At 70.1% G+C, this 22,163-nt stretch carries 22 protein-coding genes; 9 read left to right on the top strand and 13 right to left on the bottom strand.

Features of this window, described 5'->3' with window-relative positions:
* The first annotated feature begins 164 nt into the window (after positions 1 to 164).
* From folB to ACWD3I_RS44620, 3 genes are read left to right on the top strand one after another with little or no spacing between them, the layout of a single operon-like run.
* Positions 165 to 524 carry a dihydroneopterin aldolase gene (folB, locus tag ACWD3I_RS44610; protein WP_365404440.1) on the top strand — a complete coding sequence of 120 codons (360 nt, stop codon included), beginning with the start codon at positions 165 to 167 and terminating at the stop codon, positions 522 to 524.
* Positions 521 to 1,132, top strand: a complete 612-nt coding sequence (gene folK / locus ACWD3I_RS44615; RefSeq protein WP_266889304.1) for a 2-amino-4-hydroxy-6-hydroxymethyldihydropteridine diphosphokinase — start codon at positions 521 to 523, stop codon at positions 1,130 to 1,132. The genes folB and folK overlap by 4 nt, the downstream gene beginning before the upstream one ends.
* Positions 1,133 to 1,188: 56 nt before the next feature.
* The gene (locus tag ACWD3I_RS44620) at positions 1,189 to 1,674 is read left to right on the top strand and encodes a DUF3180 domain-containing protein (protein ID WP_365404437.1); all 486 of its coding nucleotides are present in this window, start codon (positions 1,189 to 1,191) and stop codon (positions 1,672 to 1,674) included.
* A 57-nt stretch (positions 1,675 to 1,731) separates the two neighbouring features.
* Here the strand turns inward: ACWD3I_RS44620 and folE are convergent, their stop codons facing one another.
* The 6 genes from folE to dacB all read right to left on the bottom strand — a co-directional run bounded on the left by folE (position 1,732) and on the right by dacB (position 9,347).
* Entirely contained in the window at positions 1,732 to 2,337 is a 606-nt protein-coding gene (folE, locus tag ACWD3I_RS44625) for a GTP cyclohydrolase I FolE (RefSeq protein WP_365404434.1), read from the bottom strand.
* A gap of 120 nt (positions 2,338 to 2,457) precedes the next feature.
* Positions 2,458 to 4,497, bottom strand: a complete 2,040-nt coding sequence (gene ftsH / locus ACWD3I_RS44630; protein WP_365404431.1) for an ATP-dependent zinc metalloprotease FtsH — start codon at positions 4,495 to 4,497, stop codon at positions 2,458 to 2,460.
* Positions 4,498 to 4,680: 183 nt separating this feature from the next.
* Positions 4,681 to 5,241 (bottom strand): hypoxanthine phosphoribosyltransferase, encoded by a 561-nt coding sequence (hpt, locus tag ACWD3I_RS44635; RefSeq protein ID WP_046260375.1) that lies wholly within the window; start codon positions 5,239 to 5,241, stop codon positions 4,681 to 4,683.
* 51 nt (positions 5,242 to 5,292) lie between these two features.
* Complete coding sequence (tilS, locus tag ACWD3I_RS44640; RefSeq protein ID WP_365404428.1) at positions 5,293 to 6,318, bottom strand: tRNA lysidine(34) synthetase TilS; 1,026 nt, start codon at positions 6,316 to 6,318, stop codon at positions 5,293 to 5,295.
* Between the two features lie 192 nt (positions 6,319 to 6,510).
* On the bottom strand, positions 6,511 to 7,635 hold the full coding sequence (locus ACWD3I_RS44645) for a zinc-dependent metalloprotease (protein WP_365404425.1): 1,125 nt from the start codon (positions 7,633 to 7,635) through the stop codon (positions 6,511 to 6,513).
* A gap of 131 nt (positions 7,636 to 7,766) precedes the next feature.
* Positions 7,767 to 9,347: a D-alanyl-D-alanine carboxypeptidase/D-alanyl-D-alanine endopeptidase gene (gene dacB / locus ACWD3I_RS44650; RefSeq protein ID WP_365404422.1), complete on the bottom strand. Its 1,581-nt coding sequence runs from the start codon at positions 9,345 to 9,347 to the stop codon at positions 7,767 to 7,769.
* Positions 9,348 to 9,426: 79 nt separating this feature from the next.
* On the opposite strand from dacB, the gene ACWD3I_RS44655 reads away from it, so the two are divergent.
* Entirely contained in the window at positions 9,427 to 9,918 is a 492-nt protein-coding gene (locus ACWD3I_RS44655) for an inorganic diphosphatase (RefSeq protein ID WP_046260371.1), read from the top strand.
* A gap of 100 nt (positions 9,919 to 10,018) precedes the next feature.
* Positions 10,019 to 11,683, top strand: coding sequence for a threonine/serine exporter family protein (locus ACWD3I_RS44660; RefSeq protein ID WP_365404419.1), 1,665 nt, complete (start codon positions 10,019 to 10,021; stop codon positions 11,681 to 11,683).
* A gap of 38 nt (positions 11,684 to 11,721) precedes the next feature.
* Here ACWD3I_RS44660 and ACWD3I_RS44665 read toward each other — a convergent pair whose 3' ends face one another.
* Complete coding sequence (locus ACWD3I_RS44665) at positions 11,722 to 12,648, bottom strand: DedA family protein (RefSeq protein ID WP_365404416.1); 927 nt, start codon at positions 12,646 to 12,648, stop codon at positions 11,722 to 11,724.
* 133 nt (positions 12,649 to 12,781) lie between these two features.
* On the opposite strand from ACWD3I_RS44665, the gene ACWD3I_RS44670 reads away from it, so the two are divergent.
* Positions 12,782 to 13,147, top strand: a complete 366-nt coding sequence (locus ACWD3I_RS44670; RefSeq protein ID WP_365404413.1) for a YbjQ family protein — start codon at positions 12,782 to 12,784, stop codon at positions 13,145 to 13,147.
* A gap of 24 nt (positions 13,148 to 13,171) precedes the next feature.
* On the opposite strand, the gene ACWD3I_RS44675 is transcribed toward ACWD3I_RS44670, so the two are convergent.
* A complete protein-coding gene (locus ACWD3I_RS44675) occupies positions 13,172 to 13,933 on the bottom strand; it encodes a MerR family transcriptional regulator (RefSeq protein WP_365404411.1) in 762 nt (253 codons plus the stop codon).
* A gap of 133 nt (positions 13,934 to 14,066) precedes the next feature.
* On the opposite strand from ACWD3I_RS44675, the gene ACWD3I_RS44680 reads away from it, so the two are divergent.
* A complete protein-coding gene (locus ACWD3I_RS44680) occupies positions 14,067 to 15,341 on the top strand; it encodes an ion channel protein (protein ID WP_365404408.1) in 1,275 nt (424 codons plus the stop codon).
* A 24-nt stretch (positions 15,342 to 15,365) separates the two neighbouring features.
* Complete coding sequence (locus ACWD3I_RS44685) at positions 15,366 to 16,766, top strand: glutamate decarboxylase (RefSeq protein ID WP_365404405.1); 1,401 nt, start codon at positions 15,366 to 15,368, stop codon at positions 16,764 to 16,766.
* A gap of 5 nt (positions 16,767 to 16,771) precedes the next feature.
* On the opposite strand, the gene ACWD3I_RS44690 is transcribed toward ACWD3I_RS44685, so the two are convergent.
* The 5 genes from ACWD3I_RS44690 to ACWD3I_RS44710 form a co-directional block, all read right to left on the bottom strand.
* The gene (locus ACWD3I_RS44690) at positions 16,772 to 17,932 is read right to left on the bottom strand and encodes a WD40/YVTN/BNR-like repeat-containing protein (RefSeq protein ID WP_365404402.1); all 1,161 of its coding nucleotides are present in this window, start codon (positions 17,930 to 17,932) and stop codon (positions 16,772 to 16,774) included.
* Between the two features lie 113 nt (positions 17,933 to 18,045).
* Positions 18,046 to 18,807, bottom strand: a complete 762-nt coding sequence (locus ACWD3I_RS44695) for an ABC transporter permease (protein ID WP_365404399.1) — start codon at positions 18,805 to 18,807, stop codon at positions 18,046 to 18,048.
* Entirely contained in the window at positions 18,804 to 19,772 is a 969-nt protein-coding gene (locus ACWD3I_RS44700) for an ATP-binding cassette domain-containing protein (protein ID WP_365404396.1), read from the bottom strand. The genes ACWD3I_RS44695 and ACWD3I_RS44700 overlap by 4 nt, the downstream gene beginning before the upstream one ends.
* A 73-nt stretch (positions 19,773 to 19,845) precedes the next feature.
* Entirely contained in the window at positions 19,846 to 20,487 is a 642-nt protein-coding gene (locus ACWD3I_RS44705) for a PadR family transcriptional regulator (protein WP_365404393.1), read from the bottom strand.
* 18 nt (positions 20,488 to 20,505) lie between these two features.
* Positions 20,506 to 21,042 carry a DinB family protein gene (locus ACWD3I_RS44710; RefSeq protein ID WP_365404389.1) on the bottom strand — a complete coding sequence of 179 codons (537 nt, stop codon included), beginning with the start codon at positions 21,040 to 21,042 and terminating at the stop codon, positions 20,506 to 20,508.
* A 294-nt stretch (positions 21,043 to 21,336) separates the two neighbouring features.
* On the opposite strand from ACWD3I_RS44710, the gene ACWD3I_RS44715 reads away from it, so the two are divergent.
* On the top strand, positions 21,337 to 21,870 hold the full coding sequence (locus tag ACWD3I_RS44715; protein ID WP_365404386.1) for a hypothetical protein: 534 nt from the start codon (positions 21,337 to 21,339) through the stop codon (positions 21,868 to 21,870).
* Positions 21,871 to 22,163 lie beyond the last annotated feature (293 nt).

Here is a 22,163-nt window from a genome sequence, read left to right on the forward strand (position 1 = left end):
GGGTTCCCCAGGGGAAACACCCGATGAAACCTCTGGCCCCGGCTCGGGCCCGCGCCCCCGTGGCCCGGCCCTGTCAGTGCCCGCAGGTAGATTCGTTCGAGGCCGGTGTGCCGTCCGCACACGACACGAACCGGCCGTTACCAACGATTGCAGGAGTGATTCGCGTGGATCGTGTCGCGCTGCGCGGCCTGAAGGCCCGCGGGCACCACGGTGTGTTCCCCAGCGAGCGCGAGGAGGGCCAGACCTTCGTCGTGGACCTCGTCCTGGGACTGGACACCCGGCCGGCCGCCGCCGACGACGACCTGTCGAAGACCGCGCACTACGGAATCGTGGCGGAGGAGGTCGTGGCCGTCGTCGAGGGCGAGCCCGTCAACCTCATCGAAACGCTCGCCGAGCGCATCGCGCAGGCCTGTCTGAAGCACGAAGAGGTCCAGGAGGTCGAGGTCTGCGTCCACAAACCGGACGCACCGATCACGGTCCCCTTCGACGACGTGACGATCACCATCACCCGGAGCCGAGTATGACTGCCTCGTTCACCGAGGGTCACAGCGACCCGACCGTACAGCCGGTGCCCGCCTCCGTCGTACAGCAGGTCGACGCCGCCGACACCACCCTCCACAACCCGAAGCGGGCCGTGATCTCCCTCGGCGCCAACCTCGGCAACCGCCTGGAGACCCTCCAGGGGGCCATCGACGCCCTCGAGGACACCCCGGGCGTCCGCGTGAAGGCGGTCTCCCCGGTCTACGAGACGGAGCCGTGGGGCGTCGAGCCCGGCAGCCAGCCCGCGTACTTCAACGCGGTCGTCGTGGTGAAGACGACGCTGCCCCCGTCCTCGCTCCTGGAGCGGGCCCACGCGGTCGAGGAGGCCTTCCACCGCGTACGGGACGAGCGTTGGGGCGCGCGCACGCTCGACGTCGACATCGTGGCGTACGCCGACGTCGTCTCCGACGACCCGACGCTCACGCTCCCGCACCCGCGCGCCCATGAACGGGCCTTCGTCCTGGCGCCGTGGAACGACGTGGAACCGCAGGCACAGCTCCCCGGCCGCGGCCCGGTCTCCGGCCTGTTGGCCACCGTCACCCGAATCGGCATCGAAGCCCGCCCGGACCTGGAACTCCGGCTGCCCGAATAGTCGTTAAGGTCAAAGCAACCACTGTTCGTGGGATCCGGGGGAGCTGAAGGGGCACCGTGAGAGAGCTGCGCATCAGGCTGCTGGCCGGCGTCTTCGTCATCGCCGCAATCCTGTCCTGGGCGGGCGCCCGCCTGTGGAACTCGATCGGGACCCTGCCCAGCGTCCCCCTGGCCGCCCCCATCGTCCTCGCCCTGATCGCCGTGGTCCTGGTCGCCACGGCGCTCTCGATCCGGTCCCGCCTCAAGGCCCAGCGCGAACGCCGCCCCGAGGCCAAGGGCGTCGACCCCCTGATGGCGGCCCGCGCGGTCGTCTTCGGCCAGGCCAGCGCCCTCGTAGCCGCCCTGGTCGCCGGTATGTACGGCGGCACGGGCGTCTTCCTCCTGGAATCCCTCGACATCCCCGCCCGCCGCGACCAGGCCATCTACGCCGGTTTCTCGGTCCTGGCGGGCATCGCGGTCATAATGGCCGCCATCTTCCTGGAGCGGGTCTGCAAGCTCCCGGAGGACGACGACCGGAACACGGGGGCGGCGTCGGCGGCATAGCGCCGAACAAGCCACACGGCGCCGAGCTCCAGCCCACAGACGCCCGTGCCCCGTGCGTCAGCGGGCCATGATGAGGCTCATCGCCTCATTACGTGTCGCCGCGTCCCGCAGCTGCCCCCGCACCGCCGACGTTATGGTCTTCGCGCCCGGCTTGCGGATGCCGCGCATCGACATGCACATGTGCTCGCACTCGACGACGACGATCACACCGCGCGGCTCCAGGATCTCCATCAGGGAGTCCGCGATCTGCGTGGTGAGTCGTTCCTGCACCTGCGGCCGACGGGCGTAGACATCCACGAGACGCGCCAGCTTGGACAGGCCGGTGATCTTGCCGGTGGTGGCCGGAATGTAGCCGACGTGAGCAACACCCCGGAAGGGCACCAGGTGATGCTCACACGTCGAGTACACCTCGATGTCCTTCACGAGCACCATCTCGTCGTGCCCCAGGTCGAACGTCGTCGTCAGCACGTCCTCGGGCTTCTGCCACAGCCCCGCGAATATCTCCTGATACGCCCGAGCCACCCGCCCCGGCGTCTCCCTGAGCCCCTCCCGGTCAGGGTCCTCCCCCACCGCGATCAACAGCTCGCGCACCGCGTTCTCGGCGCGCTTCTCGTCGAACTCGCCGATCGAGCCCTCGCCGTCCAGCGTCACGGGGTCGGTCATCTCTGCCTCGTTCCTGGGTGTGCCTGCCGACGCGGCCGAAAAGCGCCGCGCCCCCCAGGCTAGATCCTGGGGGGCGCGGCATCCATTCCGGGCCCGGTGAGGTCACCGGGGCCCGGGGTGTCAGTTCTCCGGGCGGTCCTCGGTGACCGGCTCGGCCGCCGGGGCGGAGTCCGCCGCCGTGGACTTGGCGGTGGTGATGGCCGGCGTCGCACCGTTGGCACCGTTCGTCAGTGCGAGCTCCTTGGGGGAGAGCACCGGCGGACGGGTGGACGGCGTGCGGCGGGAGGAGCCGGTCCAGGCCGGCCGCGGGGGACGCTTGACGATGGGAGCGAAGACCTCGGCGATCTGCTCCTTGTTCAGCGTCTCCTTCTCCAGCAGCTGGAGCACGAGCGCGTCGAGGACGTCGCGGTTCTCGACCAGGATCTCCCAGGCCTCGTTGTGCGCCGTCTCGATGAGCTTCTTGACCTCCTCGTCGACCAGCGCGGCGACCTCTTCCGAGTAGTCACGCGGGTGCGACATCTCCCGGCCGAGGAACGGCTCGGTGTTGTCGCCACCGAACTTGATGGCGCCGAGACGCTCGGTCATGCCGTACTGCGTGACCATCGCGCGGGCCGTTGCCGTGGCCTTCTCGATGTCGTTCGCGGCGCCCGTGGTCGGGTCGTGGAAGACCAGTTCCTCGGCCGCGCGGCCGCCCAGCATGTAGGCGAGCTGGTCGAGCATCTCGTTGCGCGTGGTCGAGTACTTGTCCTCGTCCGGGAGCACCATCGTGTAGCCCAGGGCACGGCCGCGGGACAGGATGGTGATCTTGTGGACGGGGTCGGAGTTGGGGGAAGCCGCCGCGACCAGGGCGTGTCCGCCCTCGTGGTACGCGGTGATCTTCTTTTCCTTGTCCGACATGATCCGGGTCCGCTTCTGCGGGCCCGCCACGACACGGTCGATGGCCTCGTCCAGCGAGTGGTTGTCGATGAGCTTCTTGTCGCTGCGCGCCGTGAGGAGCGCCGCTTCGTTCAGCACGTTCGACAGGTCCGCGCCGGTGAAGCCCGGCGTCCGGCGGGCGACCGCCGACAGGTCGACGTCCGGTGCGACCGGCTTGCCCTTCTGGTGAACCTTGAGGATCTCCAGACGGCCCTGCATGTCCGGGCGGTCGACCGCGATCTGGCGGTCGAAGCGGCCGGGGCGCAGGAGGGCCGGGTCGAGGATGTCGGGCCGGTTCGTGGCGGCGATCAGGATGACGCCGCCCTTCACGTCGAAGCCGTCCATCTCGACGAGCAGCTGGTTCAGGGTCTGCTCGCGCTCGTCGTGACCACCGCCGAGGCCGGCGCCACGATGGCGGCCGACCGCGTCGATCTCGTCGACGAAGACGATCGCCGGGGCGTTCGCCTTGGCCTGCTCGAAGAGGTCACGGACTCGGGAGGCACCGACACCGACGAACATCTCGACGAAGTCGGAACCGGAGATCGAGTAGAACGGCACGCCGGCCTCGCCCGCGACAGCACGCGCGAGCAGGGTCTTGCCGGTGCCGGGCGGGCCGTACAGCAGTACGCCCTTGGGAATCTTGGCGCCGACGGCCTGGAACTTCGCCGGCTCCTGGAGGAACTCCTTGATCTCGTGGAGCTCCTCGACGGCCTCGTCAGATCCGGCGACGTCGGCGAACGTCGTCTTGGGGGTGTCCTTGGTGATGAGCTTCGCCTTGGACTTCCCGAAGTTCATGACCCGGGAGCCGCCGCCCTGCATCTGATTCATCAGGAACAGGAAGACGACCACGATGAGGACGAAGGGGAGCAGGGAGAGCAGGATCCCGACGAAGGCGTTCTGCTTCGTCGGCGAGACGGTGTACCCGTCGGGGATCTGCTTCTGCTGGAACTTGCCCTGCAGGGTGTTGGCGATGTCCACACCCTGGTCGCCGATGTAGCTCGCCTGGATCTTCGAGCTGTCCTCGACCTTTTCGCCGTCCTTGAGCTGGACCTTGATGGTCTGCTCGTCGCCGGTGGTCAGCTTGGCTGATTCGACCTTGTTCTCATTGATCGCCTGGACGACCTGGCCGGTGTCCACCGTCTTGTAGCCGCCGGACGAGCCGACGACCTGCATCAACACGACCACGGCAAGGACGGCCAGCACGATCCACATGACCGGCCCACGGAAGTATCGCTTCACGTCCATCCATACGGAGCGGTGTCGCCCCGTCCCTCCTGCCATAGTGAGTTTGATAAGACAGTTCTTCTGACGGTACCCCAGCATTGTCGTCCGAAGACGCACAGGACGGCTGAGGAACCCGTCTGCATGCTCCAACGGCGCGGTGCCCGCCAGGGTTCCCGATCTTCTTACGGGGCTGGGCCCTTCGGGTCAGCCGCCGTAGACGTGGGGCGCGAGCGTACCGACGAACGGCAGGTTGCGGTACTTCTCGGCGTAGTCGAGGCCGTAGCCCACGACGAACTCGTTGGGGATGTCGAAGCCGACCCACTCGACGTCGATGGCGACCTTGGCGGCGTCCGGCTTGCGCAGCAGGGTGCACACCTTGAGCGTCTCCGGCTCGCGCGAGCCGAGGTTGGACAGCAGCCACGACAGGGTCAGGCCGGAGTCGATGATGTCCTCGACGATCAGGACGTGCTTGCCCTTGATGTCGGTGTCGAGGTCCTTGAGGATCCGGACGACACCGGAGGACTGGGTGCCCGCGCCGTACGACGACACGGCCATCCAGTCCATGGTGACGGGGGTGGACAGCGCCCGCGCGAGGTCGGCCATGACCATCACCGCGCCCTTGAGGACGCCGACGATGAGCAGGTCCTTGCCCGCGTACTCCGCGTCGATCTTCGCGGCCAGCTCGACGAGCTTGGCGTCGATCTCTTCCTTGGTGATGAGCACCTCTTTGAGGTCGGTGCCCATGTCTTTCGCGTCCACCCGCATCACTTTCGGTCGTCCCACCAGCTGTCCGGCCCCGCTGAGGGGCGTAAGGATTCAGCCTTGCCGAATCACCAGTCTGCCACCCTGACGCTGGGCGACGACCTTGCCGGGGAGATTGATGGCTCCCTGGCCGCGCCAGCCGGTGATCAGCCGGTCGACTTCCTCGATGTGGCGGGCGAAGAGCGAGCCTGCCGGGGCGCCGGCCTCGATGGCGGCGCGGCGCAGGATGCGGCGGCGCACGGCGGGCGGCAGGGCGTAGAGCTTGGCGCACTCGAGGAGGCCGGCGGCGTCGCGGACGGCGGTCTCGGCCTGGCTGGCCCAGGCGTCGAGGGCGTCGGCGTCGTCGCGGGAGAGCTGGGCCGTACGGGCGAGTGCCTCTACGACGCCTTTGCCGAGGGCCTTCTCCAGGGCGGGCAGGCCTTCGTGGCGCAGGCGGGAACGTGTGTACGCCGGGTCCGCGTTGTGAGGGTCGTCCCAGACGGGGAGCGACTGGACCAGACAGGCCTTGCGGGCGGTCTGCCGGTCGAGCCGGAGGAAGGGGCGGCGGTAACGGCCGTCGGCCCCCGAGACCGCGGCCATTCCGGACAGGGAGCGGATGCCGGAGCCGCGGGCGAGGCCGAGCAGGACGGTCTCGGCCTGGTCGTCGCGTGTGTGGCCGAGCAGGACGGCACAGGCCCCGTGGCGTGCGGAGGCGGCGTCGAGGGCGGCGTAGCGGGCGTCGCGGGCGGCGGCTTCGGGTCCGCCTTCGCGGCCGACGGTCACGGCGATGGACTCGACGGGGTCGAGACCGAGTTCGCGCAGGCGCAGGGCGACTTCGTCGGCGCGCAGATCGGAACCGGGCTGGAGGCCGTGGTCGACGGTGACGCCACCCGCGCGGATGCCGAGTTTGGGGGCCTCGAACGCGAGAGCGGAGGCGAGGGCCATGGAGTCGGCGCCGCCGGAGCACGCCACGAGCACGAGCGGCGGCGACGGGCGCTCATGCGGGGCTTTCTCGGCGGAGGTCTGATGGTCGTTGAGGATGTCGTGGAGGACGCGGCGGACCGCCAGGCGTATCGCCGCGACCGCAGGATGGGGACCCATGTCCGGTTCCCTTCATGAAGTTTTCGGGGGTGAGACCCGAGTTCGGTCACTCAGAGTGTGTAGATGGTGACAGAACCGGGCCGTTCCCCGAGCATTGCACGCCTACCCAGGCCTCACGGTCCCTCGGACGGGTGATTGAAGGGGCGTTCGACTGCCGTCGGCCGGTTTTCTTTCACGACCCTTCCGCGGGGCTCACGACTCGGCCTTGCGGTGCACCCGCGCGATCCAGTCCGCCGGTTTGGCGATCTCCGTCTTCGTCGGGAGGGTGTTGGGGGAGGTCCACACGCGGTTGAAGCCGTCCATGCCGACCTCGTTGACGACAGCGCGTACGAAGCGTTCGCCGTCGCGGTACTGCCTGAGTTTGGCATCCAGTCCGAGCAGCTTGCGCAGGGCCATGTCCAGGCGGGAGGCGCCCTTGGCGCGACGCTGCTGGAACTTCTCGCGGATCTCCTGGACGGTCGGTACGACTTCTGGACCCACTCCGTCCATCACGAAGTCGGCGTGCCCCTCCAGGAGGGACATCACGGCGGTGAGGCGACCGAGGATCTCCCGCTGGGCGGGCGTCTGCACGATCTCCACCAACGACCGTCCGCCGTCCTCCTCCTCGCCCTCGGGGCGCCCGCCGGCAAGCGACTGCGCGGCTTCCCGGATGCGTTCCAGGACGGTCATGGGGTCGACCTCGGTCTCCCCCAAGAACGACTGGATCTCGCCCTCCAGGTGGTCCCGCAGCCAGGGCACGGCGGTGAACTGCGTGCGGTGCGTCTCCTCGTGCAGGGTCACCCACAGGCGGAAGTCGTGGGGCTGTACGTCGAGTTCGCGCTCCACGTGCACGATGTTCGGCGCGACCAGCAGGAGGCGGCCGCCGCCGTTGGCGCCGGCCGGGAGTTCGCGGGTGGCCGGGGCGAAGGTCTCGTACTGGCCGAGGACACGGGAGGCCAGGAAGGACAGCAGCATCCCGAGTTCGACGCCGGTCACCTTGCCGCCGACGGCGCCGAGGACCGCACCGCCCGGAGTGCTGCCGCGCCGTTCCTGCATCTTGTCGAGCAACGGCTTCAGGAGTTCCCGGAAGCCAGCGACGTTCGCCTTGACCCAGCCCGGGCGGTCCACGACGAGGAGCGGGGTGTCGTGGGTCTCCTCGGTACCCATTCGAGTGAAGCCGCGGACGTGTTCCTCCGAGGCCCTGGCGTGCTTGCGCAGCTCGGCGACGACGGCCCTGGCCTCGTCGCGGCTCACCTCCGGGCCCGGCCGCACGAGCCGGGTCGCGGTCGCCACCGCGAGATTCCAGTCGACCATCTCGGCACCACCGATGCTCGTCATGCGTCAACCGTACGTGAGCGTTCCCGCTTGGGGCAGGCCACAGAGGTCGGTTGCGGCTGGCGTGCGCTGTGAGATCGTCCGGGACGGGTGTGCCGACGGAGACGGTTGTACGTCGGTGTCGGCGCCCTCGGTCAACGGCAGCCGCACGCCGCCAACGCCGTGGCCGTCCGGTCCAGCGCCGACTGTGCCGCGTCCTTGCTCGTCGTGTTCGACGCGAGGAAGGCGAACGCCAGCAGGCGGCCGTCCTGGTCGACCACGGTTCCCGCCAGGGTGTTCACGCCGGTCAGCGTGCCAGTCTTGGCTCGTACGACGCCGGCCGCGCCGTCCGTGTAACGGGTGCTCAGAGTGCCGGTGAAGCCTGCGATCGGAAGACCGGTGAGGACGGGGCGGAGCTCGGGGTGAGCCGGGTCGCCCGCCTTCACCAGGAGGGCCGTCAGCAGGTCCGCCGTCAGTCTGTCCTCGCGGTTCAGGCCGCTGCCGTCCTTGAAGGAGACGCCGGAGACCGGGAGTTCGAGCTTCTTCAGCTGCGCCCGGATCGCCTCGCCACCGCCCTCGAAGTCGGCGCGTGCCTTCGCCGCCACGGCCGTCTGGCGGGCCAGGGCCTCCGCGATGTCGTTGTCGCTGTTGGTCAGCATGCGCTCGACCAGGGCGGACAGGGGCGGGGAGGAAACCTCGGCGAGCGTCTTCGCGCGGCTCGTCGCCTTGGAGGGGCCGGGCGACGTGGTCTTGATACCGGCCTCCCCCAGGAAGCCGGCGAACTTGCGGGCCGCGTCCTGCGCGGGGTTCTCCACTCGGACCGCCGTGCCGCTGGTGCTGTCGTCCGTGCGGCCCTCGTCGGCCATCAGGGCGCTGACCGGGGCGAGGTTGTCGTTGTCGGCGCCGATCGGGTGGATCCCGGAGCCTGCGTACAGGGTCGTGTCGTACGAGAGGGTGACCTTCCGTACGTCGTCCTTCTTCAGCGCCTCGGCGGTCCTGGTGGCCAGGTCGCGCAGGCTCGCCGCGCCGTCGGCGTCCTTGCGGGCCGTCAGCGTGGGGTCGCCGCCGCCGACGAGGACGAGTTCCTTGGTGTCGGGTTCCAGGTCCGCGCGCGTGGTGAGTCGGTGGTCGGCGCCCATCGAGGACAGGGCGGCCACCGCGGTGGCGATCTTCGTCGTGGAGGCGGGGGTGAGGGCGGTGCCCACACCGGTGCCGTAGAGCCGCTTGCCGGTGGCGATGTCGACGACCTCGGCCGCACGGCTGCTGCCGAGCGCCGCGTCCTTCAGGAGCGGGCCCAGCACGTCCGCGAGGGCCGGTCCGTTCGGCGCCGACTTCACCGTGCTGCCGGCGCCGCCGAGGCCGGTGAGGACGGAGGCGGCGCTGGGGGCGGGCTTGGGCGCCGCTTCCGTCGTACCGGAATCGCGATCGTGATCTGCGCCACCCGTGCGCTCCTGGGCGGCGGCCCGGTCCCGCTCGGCCGTACGCTGACCGGAGGAGTCCCAGGGGCCGGCTGCCGTCACCACGACGGCGGTCAGTGCCAGTCCCGCGGTGGCGGCTCCGGCCGTGTAATGCCAGGTCCGCACCTTGGTGACCTGCACCGACATGGTTCGGCCGAGTCGCGCGACCCGTGGTTTCGCGGCGGTCGCGGCCTGTGCCAGACGGGGTCGCACGGCGTTCGCGACCCGCGCCACATGCGGTCTCGCAGCCCGCCAAGGCCTCAGTTCAGGCACGACCACCAGCCCCTTTCGCGATCACACACCTGCGTGAGGGACACTTAACCACCAGAACTATGTGTTGATCATGGAGGAGCCACCGGTGGAGTTCGACGTCACGATCGAGATTCCGAAGGGTTCGCGGAACAAGTACGAGGTGGACCACGAGACCGGTCGGATCCGCCTGGACCGTCGACTCTTCACCTCGACCGCCTACCCGACCGACTACGGCTTCGTCGAGAACACCCTCGGCGAGGACGGCGACCCGCTGGACGCGCTGGTCATTCTTGACGAGCCGACGTTCCCGGGCTGCCTCATCAAGTGCCGCGCGATCGGCATGTTCCGGATGACGGACGAGGCCGGCGGTGACGACAAGCTGCTGTGCGTGCCGGCGACGGATCCGCGCCAGGAGCACCTGCGTGACATCCACCACGTCTCCGAGTTCGACCGCCTGGAGATCCAGCACTTCTTCGAGGTCTACAAGGACCTGGAGCCCGGCAAGTCCGTAGAGGGCGCCAACTGGGTCGGCCGGGTCGACGCCGAGGTCGAGATCGAGCGGTCGTACAAGCGCTTCAAGGAGTCCGGCGGCCACTGAGCCTCCTGATGTCCAGCGGGCCGCACGCACACGCGTGCGGCCCGCTGTGTGTCTGTGCGCATACTGGTGCGAACCGGAGGTGCGTACACAGGAGCTGTGAGTGACGGAAGCGGAGGACCGCAAGCCGCAGTCGGACGAGGCGAGGAGTGTCTACGACCCCGAGATCACGTCCGAGTTCGCGATCCCGCAGGGGCTCGCGATGCCCAGAGGCGGCACGGAACCGGAGACGACGAGCGAGTTCGCCGTCCCCGACGGTCTGGACGTCCCGCAGGTGCCCTCGGCCGAGTCCGAGGGGTCGGCGTTCAACACGCCGCGCACCTACAGCGCCAAGCAGGCGCCCGCGTTCACCCCGGCGACCGGCATACCGGTGGTGAGTCTGACCAAGGACGTGCCCTGGCAGGACCGGATGCGCACGATGCTGCGGATGCCGGTGGCCGAGCGGCCCGCTCCGGAGTCGGCGGCGAAGGCCGAAGAAGTGGGGCCGGCCGTCCCGCGCGTGCTCGACATGACGCTGCGTATCGGCGAGCTGCTGCTCGCGGGCGGTGAGGGCGCGGAGGACGTGGAGGCGGCGATGTTCGCCGTCTGCCGGTCCTACGGCCTCGACCGCTGCGAGCCGAACGTCACCTTCACCCTGCTGTCGATCTCGTACCAGCCGTCGCTGGTCGACGATCCGGTCACCGCGTCCCGGACGGTCCGGCGGCGCGGCACCGACTACACCCGGCTCGCGGCCGTCTTCCACCTGGTGGACGACCTCAGCGACCCCGAGACGGCGATCTCCCTGGAGGAGTCCTACCGGCGGCTCGCCGAGATCCGCCGCAACCGGCACCCGTACCCGGGCTGGGTGCTGACCGGGGCGAGCGGGCTGCTCGCCGGTGCGGCCTCGGTGCTCGTCGGCGGTGATCTGATCGTGTTCGTCGCGGCCGCGCTGGGAGCGATGCTCGGCGACCGGCTTGCATGGCTGTGCGCGGGGCGCGGGCTGCCGGAGTTCTACCAGTTCACGGTGGCCGCGATGCCGCCGGCCGCCATAGGGATCGCGCTGACGCTGGCCGACATCGATGTGAAGGCCTCCGCGGTCATCACCGGTGGGCTGTTCGCGCTGCTGCCGGGGCGGGCACTGGTGGCGGGCGTGCAGGACGGGCTGACCGGCTTCTACATCACCGCGTCGGCGCGGCTGCTGGAGGTGATGTACTTCTTCGTCGGCATCGTCGTGGGAGTGCTGCTCATCCTCTACTTCGGGGTGACGCTGGGCGCCGAACTGAACCCCGATGTCGCTCTGGTCATCGAGGAGCGGCCGCTGTGGCAGATCGGGGCGGCAATGCTGCTGTCGCTGACGTTCGCGGTGCTGTTGCAGCAGGAGCGCTCGACCGTGCTGGCGGTGACCCTCAACGGTGGGGTCGCATGGTCGGTCTACGGCGCGATGTACTACGTCGGCGACATCTCCCCGGTCGCCTCCACGGCGGTGGCGGCGGGGCTGGTGGGGCTGTTCGGGCAGATGCTGTCGCGGTACCGGTTCGCTTCGGCGTTGCCCTATACGACGGCCGCGATCGGGCCTCTTCTGCCGGGCTCCGCCACGTACTTCGGGCTGCTGTCCATCGCGCAGAACGACGTGGACAAGGGCCTGGTGTCGTTGGCCACGGCGGCGTCACTCGCCATGGCCATCGCCATCGGGGTCAACCTCGGGTCGGAGATCTCGCGGCTGTTCCTGCGCGTTCCGGGTGGGGCTGCTTCGGGGCGCAGGGCGGCGAAGCGGACGCGTGGGTTCTGAGCGCCCGAGAGCTGGGTCGGCGCCCCTGAACGGGCGCCTCAGTAGCCCTGGTTGGGCGGGTACTGCTGGTTCTGCCGACCGTCGTACTGCTGCTGGTCGCCGTATCCCTGGGGGTACTGCTGGGCGTACGGCTGCTGCTGTTGCTGGGGCTGCGGGGCGTAGTACTGGTCGTAGCCGTACTGCTGCTGGCCCTGGTGGCCCTGCTGGCCGTAGCCCTGGTCGTTCTGGTTGCCGTACTGCTGCTGGTGCTGCTCGTCGTCCGACGGGATGCGGCGGAGCTGGGTCGTCGCGTCGTCCATCGGCGGGGGCTGGTAGGCCTGGGGGGCCGGGGCCTCGGCTGCCGCCTTCTTCTTCTTGGAGCGCTCGCGGAGGTACTCGATGATGATCGGGACGACCGAGACGAAGACGATGAGGACGAGGATCGCCTCGACGTTCTTGTGGATGACGTCGATCTGGCCGAGCCAGTAACCCGCGAGGGTGACGCCGGTGCCCCAGGCGATACCACCGATGACGTTGTACGTGAGGAACGTGCGGTACTTCATACGGCCTGCGCCCGCCACGATGGGGGCGAAGGTGCGCACGATCGGCACGAAGCGGGCCAGGACGATCGCCTTGGGGCCGTACTTCTCCATGAACTCGTGGGCCTTGTCCAGGTTCTCCTGCTTGAAGAGCTTGGAGTTGGGACGGTTGAAGAGCTTGGGCCCGAAGAACTTTCCGATCATGTAGCCGACCTGGTCACCGACGACGGCCGCCACCACGATCAGGAAGCAGACCAGCCACAGCGGCTGGCTGATGTACTCGCCCTGGGCCACGAAGAGACCCGCCGTGAACAGCAGGGAGTCGCCGGGCAGGAACGCGAACAGACCCGACTCGGCGAAGACGATCAGCAGGATGCCTGGCAGGCTGAACGTCTCGATCAGATAGTTCGGACTGAGCCACTCGGGGGCGAGCGCGAGCGTGGTCACGGGTCTGTGGCTCCTGGTACTGGGAGACGGGCTGGGGCTGGCTGCCCAAAAGTATCAACGCAGCCGTCACAACCCAGGTTCCATGCGGTCTCCCAGGATGCACTGTGCGCCCGCTGGGACAAAGCTGTGGGGCATGGGTATCGAAGAGTACGGCGGCGGTCAGGGACCCCAGCCGGACGTGCTGGTCGTGACGACGAACGACGCACCCGGCTACCGGGTGCAGGAGGTACTTGGTGAGGTGTTCGGGTTGACGGTCCGCTCCCGGCATCTGGGGAGCCAGATCGGGGCGGGGCTGAAGTCGATGGTCGGCGGTGAGCTCAAGGGGCTCACCAAGACGCTCGTGCAGACCCGCAACCAGGCCATGGAGCGGCTCGTCGAGCAGGCACGCGCGCGGGGTGCGAACGGGGTACTGGCGTTCCGCTTCGACGTGACCGAGGCGGCGGACGTCGGCACCGAGGTGTGCGCGTACGGGACGGCGGTGATCCTGACCCGGGAGTAGGCCTCTTCCTCCCGGGCCGGGACCTCAGGAGGTGTGCCGGGCCGCGTTCGCGTCGATCGCGGCCCTCAGGTGCTCGGCGAGACCGGGGCGCATGGATTCGTAGAACGCCTTGAAGCGCTCGTCGGACACGTACATCTCGCCCAGGGACCGGTGCATGTCGTACGGGCACTCGTAGAACCAGCCGCAGATGTGCTGCCGGTGCTCCTCGGCCATGTCCATGGCCGCCTCGGACGCCGGCGGGTCACCGGCTGCCATCAGGCCGCTGTAGCGCTCGCTCCAGTCGGCCACTTCGGCCTGCATGCGTTTCCAGTCGTCCTTGGTGTAGCCCGCGGCGCGGCGCTGTGACTCGGCGTACGCCTCCGTGCCGCCCCAGCGCTCCTCCGCCTCCTCGGCGTACTGCTCCGGGTCCTTGTCGCCGAAGACCTCGAACCGCTCCTCGGGTGTGAGGTTGATGCCCATCTTCCGTGCCTCCATGGCCTGCTCCACGGCCGCCGCCATCTTCCGCAGCTTCTCGATCCGGGCGGTCAGCAGCTCGTGCTGGCGGCGCAGGTGGGCGCGCGGGTCCGCGGCCGGATCGTCGAGCAGGGCGGCGACCTCGTCGAGCGGGAAGCCGAGCTCCCGGTAGAACAGGATCTGTTGCAGCCGGTCGAGGTCGGCGTCGCTGTAGCGCCGGTGGCCCGCGTGGCTGCGCTCGCTGGGGGCGAGCAGTCCGATGTCGTCGTAGTGGTGCAGCGTGCGCACCGTCACTCCGGCGAAACCGGCGACCTGCCCTACGGAATAGCTCACTTCGTCCGCTCCCTTCTCTGTACGTCCTCCACGCTGAGGCCTCACGCCACGTGAGGTGCAAGCCCGTTCCGCCTCGGGTCCCGCACCGGGCGCTCCGGATGTCGTGCCGGTTTTGTCCGTTTATCGTGAGCCCGTGGCCCAGGACACCGCGCAGCAGGCAACGGCAGCCCCGGCTCGCGCGCTCCTGCCCTTGATCCTCCCCGCTCTCGTCGTGGGCGTGGGCGCGAGTCTGCTCCTTCTCGGAGTGAGCGCCGCGGCCGAGGCGCTCCAGCACGTGCTGTGGCGGAATCTGCCCGACGCCCTGGGAGTCGGCCGGTACTCCGTGCTGTGGACGATCGTCATGCTCACCGCCACCGGTGTGGTGGTCGGCCTCGTGGTGTGGAAGGTGCCGGGGCACGCCGGCCCCGACCCGGCCACCATGGGCCTGAACGCTCCCGTCCTGCCGCCCGCCGTGCTGCCCGGGCTGCTGCTGGCGACCGCGCTCATGCTCGCGGGCGGACCAAGCCTCGGACCGGAGAACCCGATCATCGCCGTGAACGTCGCGCTCGCCTTCTGGCTGGGCCGCCGGCTGCTCCCCCGGCTGCCGGGCGGACTGTGGGCGGCGCTGGCGGAGGCGGCGACGATCGGCGCGCTGTTCGGCACCCCGGTTGCGGCGGCGCTCCTCATCTCCGAGGCGCTGGCGGGGCGGCAGCTCAAGGGGGCCCTGTGGGACAACGTCTTCGCGCCGCTCGCCGCCGCCGCCGCGGGCGCCGTGACGACCACCCTGGTGGCCCATCCGACCTTCGATCTGCATCTGCCCGCGCTCGGGCGGCCCGGCTGGGGCGATCTGCTGGCGGTGGTGGTGATCGCGTCCGCCGCCGCGCTGCTCGGCATGTGCGCCGTCCGAGCCTTCCCCTACGTCCACGGCGGCTTCGCGCGACTGCGCCATCCGATGCTCGCGCTGCCCGCCGGCGGGCTCGTGCTGGGGCTGCTGGGGGCGCTCGGCGGTCACCTCACCCTCTTCAAGGGGCTGGACGAGGTCGGGGAGATCGCGGCCGACCCCGACGGCTGGTCGGCCGGGGAGTTCGCCACGATGGCGGTGGTCAAGCTGGCCGCGCTGCTCGTCGCCGCGTCCTGCGGCTTCCGCGGCGGGCGGATCTTCCCGGCCGTGTTCGTGGGCGTCGCCTTCGGGCTGTGTGCCCATGCCCTGGTGCCCGGTGTCCATCCCGCGCTCGGTGTCGCCGCCGGGGTACTGGGCATGCTGCTCGCCATCACCCGGCAGGGCTGGGTGAGCCTCTTCACCGCCGCCGTACTGGTGGCCTCGCCTGCGATCATCGCCCTGCTGTGCATCGCCTCGCTGCCCGCCTGGCTGCTGGTGACCGGCCGCCCCCAGATGCAACTGCGCGCAGACGGAACCCCGGTCCGCTGAATCCCACCCCTGAGGAGTCGATCGATGCCGCTGCACCAAGGCCCCGAAACGCCCGACGAGAACCCCCTGTCCGTCAACCCCTTCTTCGGCGAGGCGAACCCGGTCGCCGGTATGACCGAGGCCCCGCCCAAGCACCGGCTCCCGGACGCCCCCCTGCCGCCCTCGACCGCGTACCAGCTCGTCCACGACGAACTGATGCTGGACGGCAACTCCCGCCTCAACCTCGCCACCTTCGTCACCACCTGGATGGAACCGCAGGCCGGGGTCCTGATGGGCGAGTGCCGGGACAAGAACATGATCGACAAGGACGAGTACCCGCGCACCGCCGAACTGGAGCGGCGCTGTGTGGCGATGCTCGCCGACCTGTGGAACGCCCCCGATCCGTCGGCCGCCGTGGGCTGTTCGACAACCGGCTCCAGCGAGGCGTGCATGCTCGCCGGGATGGCGTTCAAACGGCGGTGGAGCAAGCGGAACCCCGCGCCCGGTGCCCGGCCCAATCTCGTCATGGGGGTCAACGTCCAGGTCTGCTGGGACAAGTTCTGCAACTTCTGGGAGGTCGAGCCCCGCCTCGTCCCCATGGAGGGCGACCGCTTCCACCTCGACCCGCAGGCCGCCGCCGCACTGTGCGACGAGAACACCATCGGTGTCGTCGGCATCCTCGGCTCCACCTTCGACGGCTCCTACGAACCGATCACCGAGCTCTGCGCCGCCCTCGACGAACTCCAGGAACGGACCGGCCTCGACATCCCCGTGCATGTCGACGGCGCGTCCGGCGCCATGGTCGCTCCCTTCCTCGACCCGGAACTGGCCTGGGACTTCCGGCTGCCGAGGGTCGCCTCCATCAACACCTCGGGGCACAAGTACGGGCTCGTCTACCCGGGCGTCGGCTGGGCACTGTGGCGCGACAAGGAGGCCCTGCCCGAGGAACTCGTCTTCCGCGTCAACTACCTGGGTGGCGACATGCCGACCTTCGCCCTCAACTTCTCCCGGCCCGGCGCCCAGGTCGTCGCGCAGTACTACACCTTCCTGAGGCTGGGCCGCGAGGGCTACCGCGCCGTGCAGCAGTCCACCCGGGACGTGGCCCTGAGCCTCGCCGAACGGGTGGAGGCGCTCGGCGACTTCCGGCTGCTGACCCGGGGCGACCAGCTGCCGGTCTTCGCCTTCACGACCGGCCACGACGTGACGGCCTACGACGTCTTCGACGTGTCCCGGCGACTGCGGGAGAGCGGCTGGCTGGTCCCGGCGTACACCTTCCCGCCGAACCGGGAGGACCTGTCCGTGCTGCGGGTGGTGTGCCGCAACGGCTTCTCGGCCGATCTCGCCGAGCTGTTCGTGGAGGACCTGAGCCGGCTGCTGCCGGAGCTGCGCCGCCAGTCTCATCCGCTGACCCGGGACAAGGAGGCGGCGACCGGGTTCCACCACTGAGCCGGTCAGGTTCCGTCGCCCAGGTCGAAGGTCGTCCAGTGGACCCCGTCGGCGGATATGCGGTACCTCCCGGCGCCGAAGCTGTCGCCCCACAGATAGCCGAGCGGGGTCGTGGTCACCCAGCCCTGCGGTCCCCTGCCTCCGGCGCGGCTGAAGGAACGGCCGTCATCGGTACTGCGCCAGACGTCGTCCTCGCCGTGGATCGTGAGGCTGCCGTCGGTGGCGGCGATCGGGGCACCGAGGATCGAGCGGGGCTCGGCTCCCTTGCGGTGCTTCCAGACCTGCTCCCAGGTGTGGCCGCCGTCGGTGCTGCGGCCGATCGCGAGCAGGCCGTTCTTCACGTCGTCCTCGTCGGGCAGCTGGCCGTGGTGGGCGGCGTAGAGCACCGAGCCGTCGGTCACCACGGTCATGCTCCAGCCCTTCGGCCCGGCGGGCATCGCGGACGTACGCCAGCTCTTGCCCCGGTCCTCGCTCACGGCGAGTGCGGGGTTGCCGGAGCGCGGGTCGAGGCCGTAGGTGTAGAGCCGGGCGCCGATGTGACCTGCCGGGATCACGACCCCCTTCAGCGGAGGCTGGTGGGCCAGAATCCGGTACTCCCCCGTGTCGGGCAGCACCGCCACCAGACGGGACCGGGCGCATCCGTTGCCCTCCTCGTCGGGCCGTGAGCAGTTCTCGACCAGGACCCCGCCTTCGGGGACGGTCGTCGTGGTGCCCGTCGGCTCGGTGGTCGCCGCTCGCCAGCTGCCCCCTGCGTCGCCGGTGAACCAAGTGCGCTCCGGCGGCGGCCACTTGCCCTCGGTGATCAGCGCGCGGCCGGGGCCGAGGACGACGAGTCCGGCGGTGATGCCGAGGTCGCCCGTCACGTCCGGGAGCGGCGAGGTCGCCAGCCTCCAGGCCCCGGCGCCCTTCTCCAGCACGGCGATCCTCTGCACGCACCGGGTCTTCCCGCACTCCGCGAGCAACGCGAACCCGCTGCCGTCCGCGGCGAACCCGACATCGACCGCGCCTCCGGGCAGTTCGGCCCCCGACGGGATGCGGGCGGGCACCGCCGCCCGAGAAGCGGAGACCCGCCCGCCCGAGTCCGTCCGGGTGCACGCCGCCATGACGGCCAGCAAGCCCAGCACGACGGCCACGGCGACCGCCGCCCTTCCCCTGACCCACTCCATGTCGTCCCCCGATCCCGGTCCGCGATGCACCGACATCTCTGGTACACCGCTCGCCGCGCCGGGGTTCCCACTTCCTCATGACGACTTTCCGTGCGGCCCGCCGACCGCCCGGACTACTTGCTCAGCGCCCCGAACCGCCGTACCGCCAGCGGAAAGAACACCGCCATCAGCGCCACCGGCCACACCACGGCCGCCCACACATGCCCCGGCTCACCGCCCGGCCCGCCGAACAACTCCCGTACCGCCGTGGCCGTCTGGGACATCGGGTTCCACTCCACGACCGTCCCCAGCCAGCCCGGCATGGACTGGGGCGTGGCGAAGGCGTTGGACAGGAAGCCCACCGGCCAGACCAGGATCTGCACGGCCTGCACCATCTCCGGCTTGCCCGCGACCATCGCCAGGTGGATGCCGATCCAGAGCATGGCGAAGCGGAACAGCAGCAGGAGGCCGACGGCGCCGAGGAAGCCGGACACACCGCCGTGCGCACGCCAGCCGAGCGCGCAGGCGACGCCGATCATCACCGCCAGGCCCAGCGCCGACTGGAGCATGTCGGCCACCGAACGCCCCACCAGCACCGCCCCGTTGGCCATGGGCATCGCGCGGAACCGGTCGATGACGCCCTTGTTGAGGTCCTGGGTGACGGAGAGCATCGTGCCCTCCAGGCCGAAGGCCATGGTGAGCGCGAGCATGCCGGGGACCAGGTAGTCGACGTAGTCACCGCTCACGCCCCGGCCGCCGCCGACCAGATAGGCGAACATCAGCAGGAGCATCACGGGGAAGACCAGCCCGACCAGGACCTGCACCGGCTGCCGTGCCCAGTGGGCGAGTTCACGCCGGGTCATGGTCCAGGAGTCGGTCAGCGCGTACGTACTCATGCGGCCTCCTTCGCTCGGCGGTCCCCGTCCGTGAGGTGCAGGAACACCTCGTCCAGCGTCGGCCGCCGCAGCGCCACGTCCTCCGCCTCGATCCCGGCCTCCTCCAGCGCCCGTACGACCCCGGAGAGCGCCGCCATCCGGTCGGTGACCGGGGCGCTGAGCAGCCGGCGGTCGGGGTCGACCGAGACTCCCGCCCCGCGCAGCGGCAACAGGGCCACCGCCGCGCCCAGTTGGCCCTCGTCGCGCAGTACGACGTCGATGCGGTCGCCGCCCGTCAGTGCCTTCAGTTCGTCCGGCGTGCCGTCGGCGATCACCCGGCCGACGTCGACGACCGAGATGCGGTCGGCGAGCTGGTCGGCCTCGTCCAGGTACTGCGTGGTCAGCAGGACCGTCGTACCGCCGCCGACGAGGGTGCGGACCGCGGACCACACCTCGGCGCGGCCGCGCGGGTCGAGGCCGGTGGTGGGTTCGTCCAGGAAGAGCACCTCCGGCTCGGTGATCAGGGAGGCCGCGAGGTCCAGGCGGCGGCGCATGCCTCCGCTGTAGGCGCGGACCGGTTTGCGGCCGGTGCCGGCCAGGTCGAAGCGCTCCAGGAGTTCGTCGGCACGCGCGCGTGCCCGGCGGGCGCCCAGGTGGTAGAGGCGGCCGAACATCTCCAGGTTCTGCCGGCCGCCGAGTTCCTCGTCGAGCGCCGCGTGCTGGCCGAGCAGGCCGATGCGGAAACGCACCTCGTGCGCCTGCCGTACGACGTCGTGGCCGGCCACCTCGATACGGCCCGCGTCCGGCCGGAGCAGGGTGGACAGGATGCGGACCAGGGTGGTCTTGCCCGCGCCGTTCGGCCCGAGCACTCCGTGCACCGTGCCTCGCCCGACCTCCAGGTCGAGGCCGTCCAGTGCGTTCTTTGCGGTGGTGCCGCCGCCGTACTTCTTGCGTGCCCCTTCGACGGTGATCGCCGCGTCGGCCACTGAGACTCCTTCGCTAGTCAAACTTGACTACCAGCTCGAAGCTAATACCCCGACCTCAGTTAGTCAAACTTGATTAGCGGGCGTCCTCCGGATGCCGCTCCCCTGTCGCGTACGGGTTCTCCTGGTCCTCGGCGAGCACCCCGACGAACCGCTCGCCCTCCTCCGCGAAGGTGTAGGCGCCGCCCTCGATCCGGGAGATCAGCCCCTGGGTCCACTCGGCCTCCGCGTCGGCCGTGTGCACCCAGAGGTTCATGATCTCGCCGATGTGGCCGAGCTGCCCCGGGCCCTCTTCCGGGATGTAGTGCTCGGTGACGGCCGAGCGCCACTCCTCGATCCTCCGCGTGCGCTCCTTGAGGAGGGCCACCGCCTCGGCGCGCGGGAGGTCGACCATGCAGCCGATGGCCGCCGACTTCATGTCCATCTTCTGGTCGTACGAGGTCAGTGCCTCGCGCACCAGACCGAGGTACTCCTCGGTGCCGGTCTCGGTGATCTCGTACTCCGTGCGCGGCGGTCCGCCCGCGGTGGACGGTGCGATCTCGTGCGCGTACAGCAGTCCCTGCTTGGCCATCTGCTTCAGGGCGTGGTAGATCGAGCCGGGCTTGGCGTTGGACCACTCGTGTGCGCCCCAGTACTCCAGGTCGTTGCGCACCTGATAGCCGTGGGCCCGCCCGTGCTGGCGCACCGCGGCCAGCACGAGGAGACGGATCGTTGACATGCCGTCCAGGTTATGACCTCAGCTCCGCGCCAGTCCCACCAGCTCGAAGGCCGTCTTCCCGTCGAGGGACTCGCGGATGATGTCGGCGTGCCCCGCGTGCCGGGCCGTCTCGCGGATCAGGTGCAGAACCAGCCAGCGCATGGAGACCGACTCGTCCGGCGGGAACCAGGGTTCGTTCGGGAGCGGGAAGGTGTCGTCGAGGCTGGGCACCGCGCGGATGAACGCCTCCGTCTCGTCGGCGACCTTCTCCCAGTACGCCAACTGCTGCTCCACGGTCTCGCCGTCGACCAGCAGGAAACACTCGTGCCAGTTCGACTCGTCCCGCTTCACCGCCGGCGCCTCACCCTTGGCCCGTGCGACCCAGCCCTGTTCGACCTCGGCGACGTGCTTGAGCAGGCCCGCCAGGGACAGTTCGCTCGCGCTGGGCCTGCCGGACGCCTGTTCGTCGGTCAGTCCGAGGAGGGCCCGGCGGATGCCGCCGCGCTGTTCGGCGAGGAAGGAGAGCAGTGCGCCGCGCTCGTCGCCGTGGGCCTCGGCTCGCACGTGAGTGACCATGACCGGCCGCCTTTCGTCTTGTCGTCGGGGTCAGCTGGCTCTGCCTGACACCTACGAAGTTACGGACCCTTGCGGTCAGGTTCTGTCCTCAATGGAGAAGGCGTTGTCGGTGCGGCGTGCGGCGCTCGGTAAGGATCTGCCGAGAGCCTCTCCGCTCGTGCCCGCGGTGCCTGTCCGTCCGAGGAGGATCGTCGCGGCGGACGGTCACGGTCGTCGCGGTCAGGGGAGGGTGCGGTGGGCAAGGGGTCCAGGAAGAGACGGCGCCCGCGCCAGAGGACACCGCGCCAGGGGGCCGTGCCGGGACCTCCACAGGGACCTGCCCGCCCGGCGCGTCCGCGCCCTCCGCGGACCGGGAGGCTCACCGCGGTCTTCTTCGTCGTGGTCCTCGGTCTGCTGCCGTTCCTCGGGGGCGGCTACCTGCTCGCGGGGGCTCTCGGACTCGTGGGGCAGCGTGCCGTGTTCACCGCGACGAGCTGTGCGGTGGTCAGAACCGGCAAGAGCCCCTACGTCGCCTGTGGGGGGAACCTGGTCGTCGCGCGCCGGCCGTTGCGGTACGCCTCCGTGGACACGCGGCTGCCGTTGGGGAGGCCTACGTCCGTCCGGGTGCTCCCCGTCGGTCCGGTGGAAACGGTCGGTCCCGCCGCGGTCTCCGGGTGGTCGACCGTCACGCTGGGGGGTCTCACCGTGCTGACCGGCGGTGTGCTCGCGGTGTTCCGCGGGCGGTTGAGGTCGCCGGTCCGCGACACCGTGTTCCGGGTGGTCGGTGTGCCGGGCGGGCTGACGCTGGGCGGGCTCTTCGTGTACGTCGTCGTCCGGGTCGCTGCCTGACGCCGGGCCGGGCTGTTTTCGCCCCCGCCGCCCCTACCCGCCCCGTCCTCCAGGGGCGTGCCGCCCCTTCGACCCCGCCCCCAGGGGGCTCCGCCCCCTGAACCCCCATCGGCCCGAAGGGCCTCGTCCTCAAACGCCGGACGGGCTGAAATACCTGGACCGGCGTCAAGAGGCGGAGCCGACTGCGGGTGGGTGGGGGATCGGGACGGCCAACCCACGCAGCGGACGTCTGCCCTACCCCGAACCGAGCCGGCGCCCGGCCTGCGTGCGGCGGGACAGACCCGACGGTCCAC

The sequence above is a fragment of the Streptomyces sp. NPDC002817 genome (assembly GCF_053592055.1).

Bases quoted from the DNA above. Each gene is read 5' to 3' on its own strand.
- folK (WP_266889304.1), top strand. From the start codon at position 521: ATGACTGCCTCGTTCACCGAGGGTCACAGCGACCCGACCGTACAGCCG.
- folE (WP_365404434.1), bottom strand. From the start codon at position 2,337: ATGACCGACCCCGTGACGCTGGACGGCGAGGGCTCGATCGGCGAGTTC.
- ftsH (WP_365404431.1), bottom strand. From the start codon at position 4,497: ATGGACGTGAAGCGATACTTCCGTGGGCCGGTCATGTGGATCGTGCTG.
- hpt (WP_046260375.1), bottom strand. From the start codon at position 5,241: ATGCGGGTGGACGCGAAAGACATGGGCACCGACCTCAAAGAGGTGCTC.
- tilS (WP_365404428.1), bottom strand. From the start codon at position 6,318: ATGGGTCCCCATCCTGCGGTCGCGGCGATACGCCTGGCGGTCCGCCGC.
- ACWD3I_RS44645 (WP_365404425.1), bottom strand. From the start codon at position 7,635: ATGACGAGCATCGGTGGTGCCGAGATGGTCGACTGGAATCTCGCGGTG.
- ACWD3I_RS44670 (WP_365404413.1), top strand. From the start codon at position 12,782: ATGGGTATCGAAGAGTACGGCGGCGGTCAGGGACCCCAGCCGGACGTG.
- ACWD3I_RS44685 (WP_365404405.1), top strand. From the start codon at position 15,366: ATGCCGCTGCACCAAGGCCCCGAAACGCCCGACGAGAACCCCCTGTCC.
- ACWD3I_RS44690 (WP_365404402.1), bottom strand. From the start codon at position 17,932: ATGGAGTGGGTCAGGGGAAGGGCGGCGGTCGCCGTGGCCGTCGTGCTG.
- ACWD3I_RS44695 (WP_365404399.1), bottom strand. From the start codon at position 18,807: ATGAGTACGTACGCGCTGACCGACTCCTGGACCATGACCCGGCGTGAA.
- ACWD3I_RS44705 (WP_365404393.1), bottom strand. From the start codon at position 20,487: ATGTCAACGATCCGTCTCCTCGTGCTGGCCGCGGTGCGCCAGCACGGG.
- ACWD3I_RS44710 (WP_365404389.1), bottom strand. From the start codon at position 21,042: ATGGTCACTCACGTGCGAGCCGAGGCCCACGGCGACGAGCGCGGCGCA.